At 39.1% G+C, this 18,198-nt stretch carries 15 protein-coding genes; 10 read left to right on the forward strand and 5 right to left on the reverse strand.

Going from position 1 to position 18,198, the window contains the following annotated elements; genetic code table 11:
* The 9 genes from NIES592_RS22390 to NIES592_RS22430 form a co-directional block, all read left to right on the forward strand.
* On the forward strand, positions 1–1,979 hold a 1,979-nt coding region (locus tag NIES592_RS22390; RefSeq protein WP_143168397.1), incomplete at its 5' end, for a KR prefix domain-containing protein.
* Positions 1,980–2,089: 110 nt separating this feature from the next.
* A complete protein-coding gene (locus NIES592_RS22395; protein ID WP_062246117.1) occupies positions 2,090–2,854 on the forward strand; it encodes a class I SAM-dependent methyltransferase in 765 nt (254 codons plus the stop codon).
* A gap of 242 nt (positions 2,855–3,096) precedes the next feature.
* Positions 3,097–7,212: a non-ribosomal peptide synthetase gene (locus tag NIES592_RS22400; protein WP_073556946.1), complete on the forward strand. Its 4,116-nt coding sequence runs from the start codon at positions 3,097–3,099 to the stop codon at positions 7,210–7,212.
* A gap of 212 nt (positions 7,213–7,424) precedes the next feature.
* Entirely contained in the window at positions 7,425–8,804 is a 1,380-nt protein-coding gene (locus tag NIES592_RS22405; protein WP_073556974.1) for a cytochrome P450, read from the forward strand.
* Positions 8,805–8,849: 45 nt separating this feature from the next.
* The gene (locus NIES592_RS22410) at positions 8,850–9,740 is read left to right on the forward strand and encodes an SDR family NAD(P)-dependent oxidoreductase (RefSeq protein ID WP_073556947.1); all 891 of its coding nucleotides are present in this window, start codon (positions 8,850–8,852) and stop codon (positions 9,738–9,740) included.
* Positions 9,741–9,863: 123 nt separating this feature from the next.
* Entirely contained in the window at positions 9,864–10,076 is a 213-nt protein-coding gene (locus NIES592_RS22415; protein WP_073556948.1) for a hypothetical protein, read from the forward strand.
* Between the two features lie 9 nt (positions 10,077–10,085).
* On the forward strand, positions 10,086–11,462 hold the full coding sequence (locus NIES592_RS22420; RefSeq protein WP_073556949.1) for an MATE family efflux transporter: 1,377 nt from the start codon (positions 10,086–10,088) through the stop codon (positions 11,460–11,462).
* 123 nt (positions 11,463–11,585) lie between these two features.
* Entirely contained in the window at positions 11,586–11,810 is a 225-nt protein-coding gene (locus NIES592_RS22425; RefSeq protein WP_073556950.1) for an MbtH family protein, read from the forward strand.
* 45 nt (positions 11,811–11,855) lie between these two features.
* A complete protein-coding gene (locus NIES592_RS22430; protein WP_073556951.1) occupies positions 11,856–12,734 on the forward strand; it encodes an oxidoreductase in 879 nt (292 codons plus the stop codon).
* A 444-nt stretch (positions 12,735–13,178) separates the two neighbouring features.
* On the opposite strand, the gene pstB is transcribed toward NIES592_RS22430, so the two are convergent.
* The 5 genes from pstB to NIES592_RS22455 all read right to left on the reverse strand — a co-directional run bounded on the left by pstB (position 13,179) and on the right by NIES592_RS22455 (position 17,671).
* Positions 13,179–13,976, reverse strand: a complete 798-nt coding sequence (gene pstB, locus NIES592_RS22435) for a phosphate ABC transporter ATP-binding protein PstB (RefSeq protein ID WP_062246128.1) — start codon at positions 13,974–13,976, stop codon at positions 13,179–13,181.
* A 71-nt stretch (positions 13,977–14,047) separates the two neighbouring features.
* Positions 14,048–14,980, reverse strand: coding sequence for a phosphate ABC transporter permease PstA (gene pstA / locus NIES592_RS22440; protein ID WP_073556952.1), 933 nt, complete (start codon positions 14,978–14,980; stop codon positions 14,048–14,050).
* Positions 14,977–15,915 (reverse strand): phosphate ABC transporter permease subunit PstC, encoded by a 939-nt coding sequence (gene pstC / locus NIES592_RS22445; protein WP_062246130.1) that lies wholly within the window; start codon positions 15,913–15,915, stop codon positions 14,977–14,979. Before pstC ends, pstA begins: the two co-directional genes overlap by 4 nt.
* 198 nt (positions 15,916–16,113) lie before the next feature.
* Positions 16,114–17,184 (reverse strand): PstS family phosphate ABC transporter substrate-binding protein, encoded by a 1,071-nt coding sequence (locus NIES592_RS22450; RefSeq protein ID WP_073556953.1) that lies wholly within the window; start codon positions 17,182–17,184, stop codon positions 16,114–16,116.
* A gap of 283 nt (positions 17,185–17,467) precedes the next feature.
* The gene (locus NIES592_RS22455) at positions 17,468–17,671 is read right to left on the reverse strand and encodes a hypothetical protein (protein WP_062246135.1); all 204 of its coding nucleotides are present in this window, start codon (positions 17,669–17,671) and stop codon (positions 17,468–17,470) included.
* A 306-nt stretch (positions 17,672–17,977) separates the two neighbouring features.
* On the opposite strand from NIES592_RS22455, the gene NIES592_RS25470 reads away from it, so the two are divergent.
* The gene (locus NIES592_RS25470; RefSeq protein ID WP_178379609.1) at positions 17,978–18,136 is read left to right on the forward strand and encodes a hypothetical protein; all 159 of its coding nucleotides are present in this window, start codon (positions 17,978–17,980) and stop codon (positions 18,134–18,136) included.
* Positions 18,137–18,198 lie beyond the last annotated feature (62 nt).

Consider the following 18,198-nt stretch of genomic DNA (forward strand, 5'->3'; position numbering starts at 1 on the left):
GTCAGCGTTTGCCTTTACCCACCTACCCCTTTGAACGCCAAAGATACTGGATTGATGCTAAATCGCCACTACCTTCTTCAACTGGCAACTCTGTAACATTAGAGACAAAAAAAGATATTGCCGACTGGTTTTATATTCCTTCATGGAAACGTTCATTGCTACCTCAATCTTGTAGGAAATCAGCAGATGAGAAATGGCTTTTATTTATTGATGAATGTGGATTGGGTTGTGAGTTAGCTAACAGATTAAAAAAACAAGGAAAAAATGTTACTACGGTGAAGGTGGGAGAAAAGTTCACCAAACTAAGTGAAGGAATTTATACAATTAATCCCTACAATTATGAGGATTATGATACTCTGCTGACAGAACTAATTGCCCTAAATGAAACTCCCCAAAATATTGCCTATTTATGGAGCATCAGTAGCTTGGATACTCCTAAATTAGGTGAGTTTTTAGAATTCAAAAGTTTGCTATTTTTAATACAAACCCTTGATACACAAAAAATTACTGAGCGTTTGCAAATTTGGGTTGTATCCAACCAAATCCAAGAGGTTAATGGTAATGAAACTCTCGATCCAGAAAAAGCAACGGTGTTAGGATTGTGTAAGGTTATTCCTCAAGAGTATCCTAATATTATCTGTCGGAATATAGATTTTGTTTTAAAGGATAGTCGAGATTTTAATAGTAATATATTAGATCAATTACTAAGTGAATTCTCGGCTTTATCATCTGATACGGTTGTTGCTTATCGCCACAACTACCGTTGGGTACAAGTATTTGAACCAGTACACTTATCAGCAGTTGAAGAAAATACCCCACAGAGAAAACATGGTGTTTACCTGTTTCCTGGTGGACTGGATAGTCTTGGGGTTGTGATAGCAAAATATCTCACAAAAACTCTCCAAGCAAAACTCATATTTATCGAGAATTTTACTTTTCCAGAAAAGGATGAGTACTCACAATGGCTGGAAACTCACACTCAAGAAGATGAAGTGAGTGGCAAAATTAGGAAATTGCAAGTATTAGAGGAATTAGGTGCAAAAGTTTTAGTGGTACGTGCAGATACAAGTAATTCTGAACAAATGTACCACAGCCTTTCACCTGAGAATATTGGTCAAATTCATGGGGTTATTTATTCAACTCGAATCAGGCGCGAAAATGTATTTTGCTCGATACCAGAAATTGGTAAAACAGAATTAGAACAACTGTTTGACTATCAACTTCGTAAGTATGTTGTCTTAGAACAAGTTTTACAAAATAGAAAGTTAGATTTTTGTATCATTATTTCTTCTTTATCTTCCATTTTGGGAGGATTTGGGTTAGGTTTATACTCAGGAGTTAATCAGTTAACTGATTCTTTTACCCAAAGACATAATCAAACAAATTCTTTTCCTTGGATTTCCATTAATTGGGATAAGTTACAACTGAATGCAATCCAAGAACAAAAAACACTTGGACAGACATCTGGGGTAGAATTAGCGATCACCGAGACTGAAAGTGTAGAAGTATTTAAACGGGTATTCTCTATAGGAGAGGGAACTCAAGTTGTTGTTTCTACGATAGATTTAAAAGCCAGATGGGAACATACATTTAAACTTGACCTAGATTCAAAATATTCTAGTCAAGAAGTCCCTTCCTCGCGCTATTCGCGACCTAATCTGAGTAATTCTTATATTGCTCCAACTAACGAGTTAGAAAAACAAATTACCGAAATCTGGCAAGAAGTTCTTGGAATTACACAAGTTGGTATTTACGACAATTTCTATGAGTTGGGAGGAGATTCTCTGATTGCTACTCAATTGGTTTCTCGATTGCGAGCAAAATTTCCAGTAGAGTTACTATTGCGTGACCTCTTACTACAAGCAATGATACCTATCAAGCAGGCAGAAATGATTGAGCAGCTTTTGATGGAAAAAATTGAAGAGTTATCTGAGGAAGAGGTAGAAATTCTTTTGGCGAACCAGGGGGGTGTTGATTAAGAATTGGCATCATTGGGGTAAAGGGTTGTGTAAAATGTAGTTTTTTTAAACGCAGAGGAACGCGGAGTATTTTGATCAACTTTTGTAGTGAGAAATAGGAGATTCAGTTTATGCTTTTGGTTACAAATCCTCCAAATTATGATTCTATTGCCCGGTTGCAAAATGAATTTAAGAGTCCAGATGAAGTTGTAGTAGAAGCTATCATTCCTGCTTTAGAGCAAATACTTTTACCACATATTCCTGAGGGAGGGCGTATTCTCGATCTTGGTTGTGGTAGCGCTCAGTTAGTACATCAGCTTCAGATCAGGGGATATAAAATGACTGGAATTGATGCTTCTGAGGCGCTGTTACGCTATGCTCGAACAAACGCTCCTGAAAGTGAATTTATCCTTGGTGATATACGTGATTTTAAGTTACCACAAACTTTCGATGCGGTTTTTTCCAAAGATGTTTTACTCTTCATTCTAAGTATTGAAGAATTGACAGTTGTTTTTCAAAATGTTTATGCTGCGCTGCGAGATAATGGTTTATTCGTGTTCACGATACCAATAACAGATTGGTTGCATGATATTGCTCAAGAAAAAAGTTTCAATCATGTCTATGTTAATGATGAATGTGCTTTTATTGAATTATTTGATTATAAACCGGAAGAAAGGATGTGGGAAATTAAAGTCACTGGTTTTGAGTTGGTAGAAGGTATTTGGAAGCGTTCAGATACAACTTGGTTAAGAAAGGATTACTTTTTAGCGGAAGTTCAATCAGTTTTAGAAAAGGTGGGATTTACAGAATTAGCTCATTACAATATTAAAGATTTTGGGGGTAGTGAGGAAGCTGGAATGGCTTGTTTTGTTTGTCAGAAAAAATCTTTGACGTAATAACGAGTCATGAAAAAATAAAACCGCAGAGGCACAGAGGATAAGAGTTAGGGAGGAATTTTGCGTCAGTTCGGTAGTGATTATTTGGACTAGTTGAGGTTAATAGTCATTAATTGATATCGCTAATGTTCCCTTTGAATATCTATCTGTGTTCATCTGTGTGCATCGGTGTTCGTTTTTTATCTATCTTGTAATGTCTCGAATAAATTCAAAATAGCTATTAATAAATACTAACTATTAACATGAATAAAAAATCTTCTAATTTATCACCTGCCAAAAAAGCCCTTCTACAAAAATGGAAGGGAGGCAAATTTCGAGCTGATACTATCCCTATACGTAAAAATTCTAATAACATTCCTTTGTCTTTCTGCCAACAAAGGGTATGGTTTATTGACCAGCTTTATCACGGAAGTTCTTTCTACAATATCCCCAGTGCATTTCATTTAAAAGGGCTACTTAATATTACGGCACTCCAGCAAAGTCTGAATGAAATTCTTAGACGTCATGAAGTTTGGCGTACGACTTTTGTGCTTATAAATGAACAGCCTGTTCAGCAAATTGCATCGGAATTAAGTTGGGAGTTACCCATCATCAACCTGGAGCATTTGTCTGGTGCAAATTGGGAAGAAGAGATTAAACAATTTGCGGCACAGGAAGCAAAAAAACCTTTTAATTTAGCTAAAGGGCCTCTTGTCAGAGCAACTTTATTGCGTTTGGGTGAAGAAGAACACGTTTTCCTTTTGACTATGCATCACATTATTACAGATGGATGGTCTGTTGGTGTGTTTATGCAAGAATTGGCAACACTTTATGTAGCTTTCTCTACAGGCCAGCCTTCACCCTTAAGCGAACTCCCCATTCAGTATGCAGACTTTGCTGTTTGGCAACGCGATCGCTTACAAGGTGAGTTGCTGCAAACTCAACTTAATTACTGGAAGCAACTACTGAGCGGTGAATTACCCGTACTACAGTTACCAACAGATCGTCCACGTCCTGCTGTTAGTACTTTCACTGGTGCTAAACAATACTTTAGGTTATCCAAAACCCTGACAGATGCACTGAATCAATTGAGTCAGCAAGAAGATGTGACTTTATTCATGACTCTGCTGGCAGCATTTAATATACTGCTCTACCATTACACAGACCAAGAGGACATTTTAGTTGGTTCTCCCATTGCTAACCGAAACCGAGCGGAATTAGAAGGAATGCTGGGTTTGTTTGTTAATACGTTGGTGTTGCGTAATGATCTCAGTGGCGATCCCAGTTTCCGCGAACTTCTCCATCGCGTGCGTGAGGTGACTCTCAATGCTTATACACATCAAGATTTACCTTTCGAGAAGCTAGTAGAGGAATTGCAACCGGAGCGAGATTTGAGCCGGAATCCACTATATGAAGTGATGTTTGTCCTGCAAAATACGCCAATGTCGATGCAGGAAGTTTCTGGGTTAACCTTGCGTACTCTGGAGTTCGATAGCGGTACAGCACAGTTGGATATTTTTCTGTCGATGTGTGAATCTCAAGAGGGATTGACAGGATTTTTGGAGTACAATACAGACCTATTTGATTCAGCAACGATAACTCGATTCATCAACCATTTTCAAGCTTTATTAGAAAGCATTGTTGCCGATCAACAGCAGCGTATTTCACAATTATCACCACTGACTGCCAAAGAGCGAGAGCAATTGTTATTTGGGTGGAATCAAACTAGTGCAGATTATCCCCGAAATACGTCTCTCCATGAATTATTTGAGCAGCAAGTTGAGCGATCGCCTAATGCCATAGCCATAATTAATCAGTCAGAACAGCTTACCTATGAGCAACTCAATCAGCAGGTCAATCAGCTTGCTCATTATTTACGCAAACAAGGTATCACAAAAGAAACGCTCGTCGCCATTTGTCTAGAACGTGACCTAGAAATGGTTGTGGGAATTCTAGCTATCCTCAAAGCTGGCGGTGCATACCTTCCCCTTGATCCAAGTTATCCAATTGAGCGCTTGAGCTTTATGCTCTCTGATTCTCAAGCGTCATTGGTCATTAGTCATTCGTCATTGGCTAATAGCTTTAGACAAATGACTTTTGACCAAGAACAAGTGAGGCTCATTTATATAGACAATGAATGGGAAATTATTAACCAAGAGAGTCAACAGAACCCTATTAGCATTTATTCAGGCGATCATCTCGCCTATATTATCTACACTTCTGGCTCTACTGGAACTCCTAAAGGTGTGCTGGGAACTCATCGCGGTACAGTGAATGGCTTGTACTGGTTATGGAAAACCTATCCTTTCACACAACAGGAGGTTTGTTGTCAGAAAACAGCTATAAGCTTTGTAGATTCAGTGTGGGAGATTTTTGCTCCCCTACTCCAGGGAATTCCGACTGTAATTATCCCGGATGCAATTGTCAAAGACCCACAACTGTTTATAGAAACTCTGGCACACCATAAAGTTACGCGTATTGTACTTGTCCCTTCACTGCTACGCTTACTATTAGATACTTACAGCCATCTTGCTAAGAATCTATCGCATCTCAAACTCTGGATCACAAGTGGAGAGGTGTTGTCTGTTAACTTAGCCAAAACTTTCCGAGAATTGCTACCTGAAGCAAAACTGATCAACCTTTACGGCTCATCGGAAGTTTCTGCCAATGTTACTTACTGTGATCTGAGTTTGTTACCAGATCAACTAACCACGATTCCCATTGGTCGTTCCATTGACAATACTCTAGTCTATGTGTTGAATAGCCGTTTGCAACCAACTCCTGTAGGAGTTGTGGGTGAACTCTATATTGGTGGTGATGGATTGGCAAAAGGTTATCTGCATCGTCCGGAGTTAACTCAAGAAAGATTTATAGATAACCCCTTTGTCCCAGGAAGCAAACTTTATAAAACTGGTGACTTGGTACGTTATCTCAACGATGGCAATCTTGAGTATCTTGGTCGTTGCGATCGCCAGGTAAAAATTCGAGGTTTCCGGGTTGAATTAGGAGAAATTGAGGCAGCGATCGCCAAACATCCATCTATCCGGGAGTCTGTTGTCATCGCCCAGGATCATAATCCAAAAGATCAGCGTTTCATAGCTTATGTAGTTACCAAGCAAGACATTGAGATACCACAACTGAGCAACTATTTACAAGAAAAGTTGCCCAATTATATGGTTCCGTCTGCCTTGGTAATTTTGGATGCACTACCGTTAACACCGAATGGCAAAGTAGACAAACTAGCCCTTCCTACAGACGATGTTATCCGATCTCAGGCGATCGCATCTTTTGTTGCTCCTCGGAATTTTACGGAATTGACTTTGGTGAAAATTTGGGAAAATCTCTTGAATACTAGTCCGATTGGAGCCACAGATAACTTCTTTGATTTGGGCGGTCACTCATTTTTAGCTGTGCGACTAATGGCTCAAATTTATGATCAATTTGGTCACAATCTTCCTCTGTCTACTCTTTTTGAAAATCCCACAATTGAAAAACTAGCTGCAATTGTTAATCAGCCATTCTATGAGAACTCCGGTTCTCACTTAGTAGCAATCCAGTCTTCTGGTAACAAGATTCCTTTCTTCTGTATGCATGGCGCTGGTGGAGGTATTCGTAACTACTTTAATTTGTCCAGAAGACTTGGTGAGGACTATCCATTTTATGCCTTGGAAGATAACCCTGACCAAGACGAACCTGAAATTATTTCAGTAGAGGAGACAGCAACTCGCTACCTCGAAGAAATTCGTCAGGTACAACCCCATGGTCCTTATCTTTTAGGAGGTTTTTGTTACGGTGGTGTGCTTGCCTTTGAAATGGCACAACAATTGCAAAGGCAGGGTCAAACAGTAGGTTTGCTAGTTGTCATCGACGCTATATTACCGGAAACTGGGGTTAAACCCGGAGAAGATGACGATGCAAAATTCTTACTCCGCATGGCTGAATCGATCAAAACTAACAATAACATCGACTTTTCTGTTGGTTTTGATGAACTTCGAGGTTTACCACTGAATGAGCAACTTCATTTAGTAAATAAAAAAGCAAACTTCATTTTTAGTGATACAGAGATTAAGGATTTTCTCCGCTATTACAAGCTTTTCAAATCTCATGTTCAAGCGATGCGAGATTATGTTCCGCAGGTTTATCCTGACTCCATGACTTTATTTCGAGCTAAGGAGGAAATTGTGCATGATTTTGAAAGTGCAGAATTTAATACTAGTGATCCTTGGCTAGGTTGGGGTAAATATTCTCGCCAACCTATACAGGTTATTGAAGTTCCAGGGGATCATTTCTCGATGTTTGTTGAACCTCATATTCAGGAATTAGCCAAACAGCTAAGAATTTGCATTGATCATGCTTTGTTTAATATTGCCAATCACTAATAAGACGTTTGTGAAAGTTTGTACACAACTAAACATGAACTACACCCGTGTTCAAGTTATACCCCCACAGGCGTTAGCGTAGCTCCTCCGTAAGCAGGCTCGCCCATAAGCAGGGAATAAATTAAACGAACACCGATGCACACTGATTAACACCGATGGATTATGAGTTTGCTGTTAAGTTAATCCCCGATTGCCATTTTCAAGATATACCAATGAAACTGCCCCCAGGACCTAAAACCCCCAGTTGGCTGCTAAATCTGCAATTCGAGGCTAACCCCTTTGGGTATATGGATAATATTTACAGACGCTATGGTGATATTGTCATGATAATGTCTGATTCTACACCAGTAGTCTATGTCAGTAATTCTTTAGGAATAAAGCAGATTTTCTCTAATACCAAAGAGATCTCAGCTAGGGGTGCGTTGAATCAAGATTTTGCTTTAATGACAGGTCAGCAAGGAATACTTCAATTGGATGGCTTGCGCCACAAACATCGGCGCAAACTATTAATGCCTGCTTTTCACGGTGCTAGGATGCAAGCCTACGGGCGACGTATCTGTGAACTGACAGACAAAATCATGAATCAGCAGGCGATCGCGAAACCTTTTGTTGCCTACCGTACCATAGAAGATATTACTCTGCGGGTGGCTATAGAAGTTGTTTTGGGGTTAGAGGAGGGAGAGCTTTACAATAAGATAAAACTTTTATTCGTTTCTATAGTCAGATATCCCCAATCTCCTTTATATGAGTTCGTGACAAAACTTCCCTGGGGACGACGGGATTTAGGTCGGTGGAGTCCAAGGGGATATATGCTGCACCTACGGCAAGAACTTTTTGATTTACTGTATGCAGAAGTAAAAAAACGCCGTGAACAAGCAGATCCTTCACGCACAAGCATTCTCAGTGATCTCATATTTGCCTGTGATGAAACAGGCACAGTTATGAGCGATGAAGAAGTACGCGACCTGCTACTTTCGCCCGTATTTGCTGCTCAGGATGCTTCTGCTACTGCGATCGCTTGGTCATTATACTGGATTCATCGACTGCCGGAAGTTCGCGATCGACTGCTGCGGGAACTCGATAGCCTTGGTGAATCAAAAGATCCCATGAGCATTATTGAGCTACCCTACCTCGATGCTGTCTGTAATGAAGCTCTAAGAATTTACCCAACTCAATTATTTACATTTCCCAGGTTAGTAGAGTCACCAGTTGAGGTCATGGGCTATGAGTTGAGTCCAGGTACAGTGTTAATTGGCAATATTTATTTAACTCATCAACAAGAAAATTTATACCCAGAGCCTAAGCAATTTCGACCAGAGCGTTTTCTGAAACAACAATTCTCTCCTTATGAATTTCTTCCCTTTGGCGGCGGTTCTCGTGTTTGTATCGGGGCAACTTTTGCTCTGTTTGAAATGAAACTTGTCTTGGCAACGATTCTTTCACGCTATCAATTAACACTGGTTAGTAAACGACCAGAACGACCCAAGTATGGAAATTTAATTTGTTACCCTGCCAGTGGAGTCAAGATGGTCATGCATGGTCGGCGTCAGCACCAAGGACAATCACAATCATTTGTTGTTGGTTCAGTGTAGCTCTAGAGTTAGTTTTTATATCCATTCATCATAGAGGTAAGGAATATGGTTCAAAGTAAGAAAGGCGCTGTAGTAATTACAGGAACATCCACAGGTCTGGGTCGAGCAACCGCACTCAAGCTTGCCGAAAAAGGCTACTGCGTCTTCGCTGGTGTCCGTACAGAAAAAGATGCTGAATCGCTAAAACAATCTGCATCTGGTGATTTAACACCAATCATCATGGATATCACAAAAGCAGATCAAATTCAATCCGCTTCACAATTTGTCTCACTAGCCGTTGGCGACGAAGGACTCATCGGACTAATTAATAACGCAGTTGCAGCAGTAGATGGCCCATTAGAATGTGTAGCAATAGATGATGCAAGATGGCAATTTGAAGTCAATGTTATCGGTCAAATCGCAGTCACACAAGCATTTTTGCCAATGATCCGCAAAGCCAAAGGCCGAATCATCAACATTAGTGCGATTTGCGGCAGATTGGCTCTACCCTATAGAGGACTCTTATCTGCTTCCAAATTTGCACTGGAGGCAATCACAGATTCATTGCGAATGGAATTACGTTCTAGCGGCATTGAAGTTCTTTCTATCTTACCAGGGGCAATAGTCACCCCAGAACAGGCTGACAAAGTAGAGGCAGGCTATCAAAAAACACTAGCAAATATGTCACCCGAAGCTAAAGCTATATATGGTAAAAATTACAGAATATATATGCAACGAGCAGTAGAGGGAAATCGCAACACAGGTTTATCAGTTGAAAAAGTGACAAATGTCATTTTAGAAGCCCTAGAAACTCCCAAACCGAAAAGACAATATTTCGTCGCAGAATCACCTTGGCAACTTAAGCTAAAAGCATTGTATAAAAGATTGCTTCCTCACCAGTATTTTTACGACATATTTTATTTTGATAATCTGCGAAAAGCATTGGGATTGGATTAACGGCATTCACGCAGCATCCCAAATGTTTAAGTTTATTTACTCTCTCTACTCGAAAACTTCCTTCGCGTCCTTTGCGTCTTTGCGGTTCATTCCTCATCCCTACTTCGTATAACCACAATAAACATGCAAACTCAACTCCTCACCACAGACTGTCGTTTTTGCTCACAAATTTCTAAAGCTAATGGATACGCAGCGTCTGATGGTAGTGTGTCAAGTGCTTATGAAGCCAGAGTAGAAGCTTGTGGTAAGGTTATGAGTGCATTCAACTCAGCCAAACAGATGCAGTTAGAAGTTGTGAAGCAATATTGTGTTAGCGCTTTAGTCAAGGTTGAGTAAACAGTAAAAATGACTCTACAAAAACAATCTCAAGTCACAAACGAAATCCTGCAAGGCAATATCTTTAAGCTGATGTTTAAGTTATCAATTCCTAGTATTCTGGGAATATTGATGCTGAGCTTAAACACTTTTTTTGATGCTTTATTTGCAGGTCAATTTATTGGTACAAATGCCCTGGCAGGTATTTCACTGGCATTACCACTCACAGGTATAGTAGATGGATTTGCTCTTTTAATTGGAGTAGGGTCTGCTTCTGTTCTCAGTCGAGCGATTGGTGCTGGAGATATTAAAACTCAGTCCAAATTATTTGGCAATTTGATGCTAATGGGTATTGTGGTTTCCTTTTTTATCACAATTCTTGGTTATATTTTTGGCGAAGAATTAATTGTATTCATGGGGGGAAGTGGCGAAGTTACTGCTGCTGGCACAGAATATTTTAAAATTTATATACTAGGTTCAATCTTTTATATCCTAGCGTTATCTTCTAGCGAGATTATTAAGGCAGAAGGAAAAATCAGACTAGCAACCGGATTTGAACTGACTTTTGTCCTGATTAACATCATCTTAAATTCTATATTTATTACTGTCTTTAATTGGGATATTGCGGGAATCGCGATCGCTACAGTTATTGCGATGGTTTTTTATAGTATTTTCAACTTCACTTATTTTTTTTCTGGTAAAAGTTCTACCCCGATTAATCTCAAAAACTTAGCTATAGCAATAGATTTACTACCTGCAATATTTTCCGTAGGAATATCATCGCTACTTTTCCCAATCATGGGGTTTGTTCAAAATTTTGTGGTTTATCAATCAATTTCTTATTATGGAACAAATAACGATATTGCCTTTTTCGGAGCCACAGTCAGATTAACTTCATTTTTCCTCATTCCCTTATACGGAATTGCACAAGCCTTGCAACCAATAATCGGTATAAATTATGGAGCTAAAAATTATCATCGACTCAAGAAAGCCTACCTAACTTTTGCTACAATGGGTGTGATTTTATTAATATTAATTTGGCTGCCTTTACAGTTATCACCAGAAACATTTCTTTGGTTACTTTTACCAGATGTGATTTTTACAAAAAATGACATATTCAATTTTAGAATTCTCAGTTTATTAATACCAATATGGCCTTTAGCAATTTTTGGTAATACCCTCTTTCAATCTATAGGTAAAGGTAAAATTGTCGTTACAGTAATTTTATTAAGGAGTCTACTTTTATTTTTGCCATTTGTACTCCTTATGTCAAAAATATTAGGTTTAATTGGTATATACTATGGCATATTCTTGACAGAGTTTTTAGTTGGAATAATTGCTTTGATATTAATATGTATAGAATTTAGAGGTTTCAGTCAAATAACAAATGAAAAATTAAGTTTATAAATTTTGAATAGTATTGCAGATATTGACCTAGCAACTTTAGAAGGTAAGGGATACCTGGAACCAGTGGAAGGGTGAAAGCTCTGGTCTTAGGAATTGCAGTTTAGCGATAACAGGAGAAAAATTATGTACCAAGACGACAAAGAAGACACAACCATTTACAAAGTCGTAGTCAATCACGAAGAACAGTATTCCATTTGGCCAAGCGATCGCGAAAATCCCCTTGGTTGGACAAATGTTGGTAAAAGTGGTTCCAAACAAGAATGTCTAGATTACATCAAAGAAGTCTGGACTGACATGAGACCGCTTAGTCTCCGGCAAAAGATGGCAGAATCTGAACGTAACATTTAGTACTTGATCAATTTCAATAAGCTTCTTAGAAATGGAGATTTCCTTATGGTAGCCTCGTCTGTTTCTCAGGCACGGGTATGGTTTATCACTGGTAGCTCAAGGGGTTTGGGTCGAGTGTTGGCAGAAACATTGCTTGAGCGAGGTGAAAGAGTGGTTCTCACCGCACGGAACCCACAGCAGGTAGAAGATTTAGTAGCAAAGTATCCAGGTTGTGCATTAGCAGTGCAACTTGATGTCACGAAACCTGAACAGGTGCGAGAAGCCGTAAAACAAGCAATTGCCAATTTTGGACGCATTGATGTACTCGTCAACAATGCCGGATATTCAACTGTGGGGACAATAGAAGAAGTTAGTGATGACGCAGTTCGCCATCTGTTTGAAGCAAACTTTTTTGGTGTCTTAGAAATGCTGCGAGCAGTGCTACCTCATATGCGACAGCAACGCAGTGGACACATCCTCAATATTTCATCAATGCTTTGTTTTGCAGCTAGTGCTACCAATGGATTTTATTCTAGTAGCAAACTTGCACTAGAAGGAATTTCCGGAGCATTAGCTAATGAAGTTGCACCCTTTGGTATCAAAGTCACCATAGTTGAACCTGGTGCATTCCGTACAGATTTTATCACGCGTTCTGTTGTCGTAACTGACACCCACATTGAGGACTATAAGGCATCAATTGGTGATATACGTCAGCAGTTGCGGAATGCCGATCACGATAAACTCGGTGATCCTAAGAAAGCATCACTGGCAATGATTCAAGTAGTTGATAGCGATAATCCACCAATGAGATTGGCACTAGGAGCAGATGCAGTCGATCTTATTGATGGCGCATTGGAGTTTATTAAAGCAGAACTAGATGCTTGGAAAGAAGTAGCTGTAAATACTGCCTTTAAAGAAATGAGGACTTACGCAAAAACCCTCTAAAAGCCTCTTTCCTTTGCGTTCTTTGCGTCCTTTGCGGTTCATTTTACCGTGACCACTGCGTAAGTCCTAGAAATTTTAGTGGGGGGAAAAACCTAAGTTGCTGGTAGTTCGCCAAGCTAGATTTAAGCACAATGAAGCTAGACGTTCTCATGATTAATACCGTTTACATAAATTATTTGATAGTAAATAAACACAGTCTAAATTAAATTTATTTTCAAATAAAAATTAAAAGACAAAAGCGATCGCTACTAGATGCCCATCTGGATGCGATCGCTTAAACTGTTTACTACAGATAAATATAGTAACATGGTTATTGAAATTTAAGCAATCAATGTAGATGCTAACTTCAATAATTTAAAAAGAGTTTTTTTGTCAATTTTATGAATAGTAAATGTGACATGATACACCCCTTTTCCTTACTATAAAATAACAAATATTCTATCTTTAACCGAATCTGCCGCTAACATAATCTCGTGTGTCTTCCTGCTTAGGATTTTTGAAAATTACCTCTGTTGAACTATATTCGACTAAATATCCACTTTTGCTACCTGTTTCTGTGGCTTGTGCATTAAAAAACGCTGTCTTGTCCGAGACTCGCGCAGCCTGCTGCATATTATGGGTAACGATAATAATGGTGTATTGTTGCTTCAGTTCTTGAAGCAATTCTTCAACCCGCAAAGTTGAAATTGGATCAAGAGCAGAGCAAGGTTCATCCATCAGTAACACTTCTGGTTCAATTGCTAAAGCACGAGCAATACATAGGCGCTGTTGCTGTCCACCAGATAGAGATAGACCGCTTTGCTTGAGTTTATCTTTAACTTCGTTCCATAAAGCAGCTTGCCGCAAACTCCGCTCTACTAATTCATCCATGTCACCGCGATAACCATTTACTCTTGCTCCAAAAGCAATATTTTCATAAATTGATTTTGGGAAAGGATTAGGTTTTTGAAATACCATACCAACTCGACGGCGTAGAGCTATTGAGTCCATTTTAGCTATATCTTTATCTTCAAAGGTAATTCTGCCCTCAATACGTGCGCCAGGAATTAAATCATTCAAGCGGTTAAAGCATCGTAGTACAGTGCTTTTACCACAACCAGAAGGGCCAATAAAAGCTGTGATTTTGTTTCTGCTAATATCTAGATTAACATCACGAACCGCCTTGAAATTACCATAGAAAACAGATAATTGTTCAGCTCGCAATATATATTCAGAAGTAGCTATTTTTGAGTTGATTACCATCTGCAATTTTCACCAAATCGACAGTATTAATTAAGGTTTGCTCGAAGTGCCACAGTTGATTGTAGGTTAAGTTATCCGCGTGCCTTCTGAAATTTATTACGTAATACAATCGCTGTTGTATTCATAAGTAGCAGCAAAATCATCAAAACAATAATTGCAGCAGCAGCATTAGTATGAAATTCTGGCTGAGGACGGGAAACCCAGTTATAAATTTGAATTGGTAATGCTGTAAATGGACTTTGCAAACCTTTTAAAGAAAGTTCAGGAACAAAAGCAATGAAAGTCAAAGCTCCAATTGTAATTAGAGAAGCAGTTTCACCAATTGCTCGTGAAAGGGCTAAAATTGTGCCAGTGAGAATTCCTGGTAAAGCGAGGGGAAAAACTTGTATTCTGATTACCTGCCATTTAGTTGCACCCAACGCATAACCTGCTTGTCTGATACTATCAGGAACAGTACGCAGTGCTTCACGAGTAGCAATAATAATAACTGGTAAAATCAACAAACTAAGTGTTAATGCACCTGCTAGTACACTACGTCCATTAGTTATGGGAAACATCCACCGGACAAAAAGTTGCAAACCTAGCAAGCCATAGATAATTGATGGTACTGCGGCTAAATTGGCAATATTAATGTCTACAAACCGAGTTAACCAATTGTCAGATGCGTATTCTTCTAAATATATTCCCGCCCCTACTCCTAAAGGAAAAGAGACTAAAGCAACTGTAATTAGTAACCAAATACTACCTACTAGAGGGGACAGTATTCCAGCAGCAGACGGATTGCGAGAAGGATAACTAGTAATGAAAGACCAATTTAATCGAAAAAGCCCATCTCTAAACACAGTGATTAACAAAATTACTAGCATCACCAACCCGAAAAAAGTTGCTGTCCAAGCTGCAAATTCAAGAATTTTGTCGAGTCTGTAGCGATCAGAGAGAGAGGTATTAAAGTTTGGATTTGCTTCAGAATAATTTTGAAAAGCTTTGGGATTTTGCGCTGTCATTCATATTTCTCCCGGAAACGACGAACAAACCAGTAACTAAAAATATTTAAGGCTAGGGTAATGAGAAACAAAGTCATACCCACCGCAAAAATTGTGTTGTATGCTAGTGAACCCGCTGGTGTATCTCCTTGACTTACCTGGACAATGTAGGCTGTCATTGTTTGAACTGGTACTAGCGGATTGAAACCTAAGCGGGGATTTTGACCCGCAGCAATAGTCACAATCATAGTTTCACCAATGGCACGGGAAATAGATAATATAAAAGAAGCCACTATCCCAGATAAAGCTGCTGGTAATACTACTGAAACTATTGTTTCCCGCTTGGTTGCGCCTAATGCGTAGGAGCCATTCCTTAAACTTTGGGGAACTGCATAGATAGCATCTTCACTTAAGGAAGCCACTAGTGGAATAATCGAAATTCCCAACACTATCCCTGCACTCAAAGCATTGAATCCCTGTAGTCCAGGGATAAATGTTTGCAGAAATGGTGTGACTGTAAGTAGAGCAAAGTAACCAAAAACAACAGTGGGAACCCCAGCTAGAATTTCTAAAGCTGGCTTCAGCCATTTACGAAGTCCAGCAGGAGCATATTCACTCAAACAAACAGCGATTAATAAGCCAACAGGTAATGCGACTGCGATCGCAATTGCAGAAGTAAGCAGCGTGGCACTTAACAGTACCATAATTCCAAACTGCTGATTAGCGAATAGAGGTGTCCATTGCGTTTCCGTTAAAAATCGCCAAATAGGTACTTTTTCAAAAAATGAGACTGTCTCAAAAATCAGCGTTAAAACAATACCAATTGTTGTTGCTACTGAAATAAAAGCAAACGTTGCAAAAATTGCTTTTACTCCAGCTTCTACTAGCTTATTTAAGCTACGATTAGGCTGCCACAGGCTAGAATCTTTTGGCGTTGAAAGAGGATTGACACTCATTGTTAACACACCGCATAAACTCGAAGTTCCTTTGTCTTTATAAACTAATAAACAGAGTTAAAAGGCTGGCTAGTTTATTATTTGGATTACAGCATTTAGAAATTATTTGCTAACACTCCACAAGTGATAGCTCACAATAAGAATCTAAAATAACTGTTTCCCTAGCCTCTGTGCCTCTGTTTTATCAACAAAAAACTCTTATTTTTCTTTTTTGAGTAAATCTTTCAGGGTGACACCCACTGTAGAACCTTGACCTTCAAACACCGAACCTACTTTACCGTTGTTGAAACGCGCTTGAACTTCAGAAAGTATGTCCTGAGGTAAAGGTACATAGCCCACTTCTTTGACTAACTTTTGATTTGCTTCAGCTAAATGAAAATCAACAAATGCCTTGACTTCAGGACGAGTTGCGGCAGATTTTTTGACATAGATAAACTCTGGACGAGATAGAGGCTGGTAGGTACCATCGGCTACCGTTTCTGCGCTGGGAAGAACACAACCTTTACCGTTATCAATAGCAACTAGTTTTAATTTTTCTTTGTTGTTTTCGTAATAAGCAAGCCCAAAGAAACCAATACCATTAGTATCTGAACTGATACCTTGTACTAAAGTGTTGTCATCTTCACTCGCGGTGTAATCACCCCGACTCTTGCCTTCGGCACCGACAATAGCTTTAGTAAAGAAATCATAAGTACCGGAGTCTGTACCTGCTCCATAAAGCCCTAATCGCTGGTCAGGGAAATCAGGACGAATTTGTCTCCAACTAGTAACTTTGCCCTGGGCTGCTGGTTCCCACATCTTTTTCAGTTCAGCAACTGTGAGACATTTGACAAAATTATTTTGTGGGTTAACTACAACTGACAGACCATCAAAAGCCACTGGTAATTCAATGTATTCAACATTATTTTTTTTACACAGTTCTACTTCTTCGGGCTTAATTGGACGGGAAGCATTGGAAATATCAGTTTCATTATTGCAGAACTTCTTGAAACCGCCACCTGTACCAGAGTTACCCACAGTGACTTGTACGCCAGGGTTGGCTTTTTGAAACTCTTCTGCCATTGCTTCAGAGATCGGGAAAACTGTACTGGAACCATCTACAGTGACTTTCCCAGATAGATTTGAACCGGCTGCTGTGTTTGCTGCTGGAGTTGCATTACCATTAGCTGCGGGATTTGAGTTGTTGGTAGCCTGATTATCGCCACAAGCACCGATAGCAATTGACAAGACGACCAAAGAAGCAACTAACTGTCCTTTTGAAGTGAACATAATAAATTTCGGCTACAAATTCTGAACTTAAGTTACGCTTGAATATTATCATCAAGGGATACTTAGGAAGTTAAGATAAGGTTAAGCAAAAGAAATTAACTAACAATAATTTTATTAAGAAATATTGTTCAATTATTAAACTTCAGTGAAATTTTTTGCACATGATAATCTTGGTGCAAATAAGTTCAAATATAAGCAAACATATCTGTAAAAGCTATTTTTTTAATCAATGTATTTTACATGTAGTATCAATGATACTTGAGAGATTTGGGTTAAAATTAGGTTAAGCCAAGGTTAAAAATAATAATTTACGTCTAATGTGAATTAACAAAGGCGCTAATAGATCATGGGAAATACTCAACAAACCAATGACCACCCAACCACCCATGAAAGATCCATCTGTGTTATCTGTGTTTATCGGTGTGTATCGGTGGTCGATTTCTAAAAAAACGTTTTTTACCAGGCGCAAGGAATATTGCGTCTCCATATTCAATTCACATCAGGCGTAATTTTATGGTTTTTTATCCAGTAAACATATAAAGTATCTGAGCAGATCACTTTGCTAAACCGCAAGAGCGACATATCTGTACATCTTTCATTTCATACTCGATGACATTTTCCACAGCATCCATTTGTAGTTGAGAGCAAGTTTGCAATAACTCTTTGAACTTTTGTCGCCTGCATTGTACTCGTGATTTGGCATTGCTGAATCAAGACATGAATTTACAATTCACGGATATGTAGAGACGTAGCAATGCTACGTCTCTACAANAAATGTATACAAACATAATTCATGACCAAATTCAGCAACGCCCGTGATTTCATTCCAGACACCGATATAGCTAATTCTTGGGCGATCGCTTGCTCAATATTTAAAAGCGATCCCGTACACCGAGAGCAAGTCGATCAATCGATTGCTAGTAATTCAATGTTGAGTGTACGTAAGGAATAGTTCAAGGTCGTAGTAGTGGTCATCACAGCACTCCTGTGTTGATGTTTACCTACATAGACGGC

This window comes from Fischerella major NIES-592 (assembly GCF_001904645.1).
In the GTDB taxonomy this organism is placed as follows: Bacteria; Cyanobacteriota; Cyanobacteriia; order Cyanobacteriales; family Nostocaceae; genus Fischerella; species Fischerella thermalis.

Bases quoted from the DNA above. Each gene is read 5' to 3' on its own strand.
- NIES592_RS22425 (WP_073556950.1), top strand. From the start codon at position 11,586: ATGTACCAAGACGACAAAGAAGACACAACCATTTACAAAGTCGTAGTC.
- NIES592_RS22450 (WP_073556953.1), bottom strand. From the start codon at position 17,184: ATGTTCACTTCAAAAGGACAGTTAGTTGCTTCTTTGGTCGTCTTGTCA.
- pstC (WP_062246130.1), bottom strand. From the start codon at position 15,915: ATGAGTGTCAATCCTCTTTCAACGCCAAAAGATTCTAGCCTGTGGCAG.
- NIES592_RS22400 (WP_073556946.1), top strand. From the start codon at position 3,097: ATGAATAAAAAATCTTCTAATTTATCACCTGCCAAAAAAGCCCTTCTA.
- NIES592_RS22405 (WP_073556974.1), top strand. From the start codon at position 7,425: ATGAAACTGCCCCCAGGACCTAAAACCCCCAGTTGGCTGCTAAATCTG.
- NIES592_RS22410 (WP_073556947.1), top strand. From the start codon at position 8,850: ATGGTTCAAAGTAAGAAAGGCGCTGTAGTAATTACAGGAACATCCACA.
- NIES592_RS22415 (WP_073556948.1), top strand. From the start codon at position 9,864: ATGCAAACTCAACTCCTCACCACAGACTGTCGTTTTTGCTCACAAATT.
- pstB (WP_062246128.1), bottom strand. From the start codon at position 13,976: ATGGTAATCAACTCAAAAATAGCTACTTCTGAATATATATTGCGAGCT.
- pstA (WP_073556952.1), bottom strand. From the start codon at position 14,980: ATGACAGCGCAAAATCCCAAAGCTTTTCAAAATTATTCTGAAGCAAAT.
- NIES592_RS22455 (WP_062246135.1), bottom strand. From the start codon at position 17,671: ATGGAGACGCAATATTCCTTGCGCCTGGTAAAAAACGTTTTTTTAGAA.
- NIES592_RS22395 (WP_062246117.1), top strand. From the start codon at position 2,090: ATGCTTTTGGTTACAAATCCTCCAAATTATGATTCTATTGCCCGGTTG.
- NIES592_RS22420 (WP_073556949.1), top strand. From the start codon at position 10,086: ATGACTCTACAAAAACAATCTCAAGTCACAAACGAAATCCTGCAAGGC.
- NIES592_RS22430 (WP_073556951.1), top strand. From the start codon at position 11,856: ATGGTAGCCTCGTCTGTTTCTCAGGCACGGGTATGGTTTATCACTGGT.
- NIES592_RS25470 (WP_178379609.1), top strand. From the start codon at position 17,978: ATGACCAAATTCAGCAACGCCCGTGATTTCATTCCAGACACCGATATA.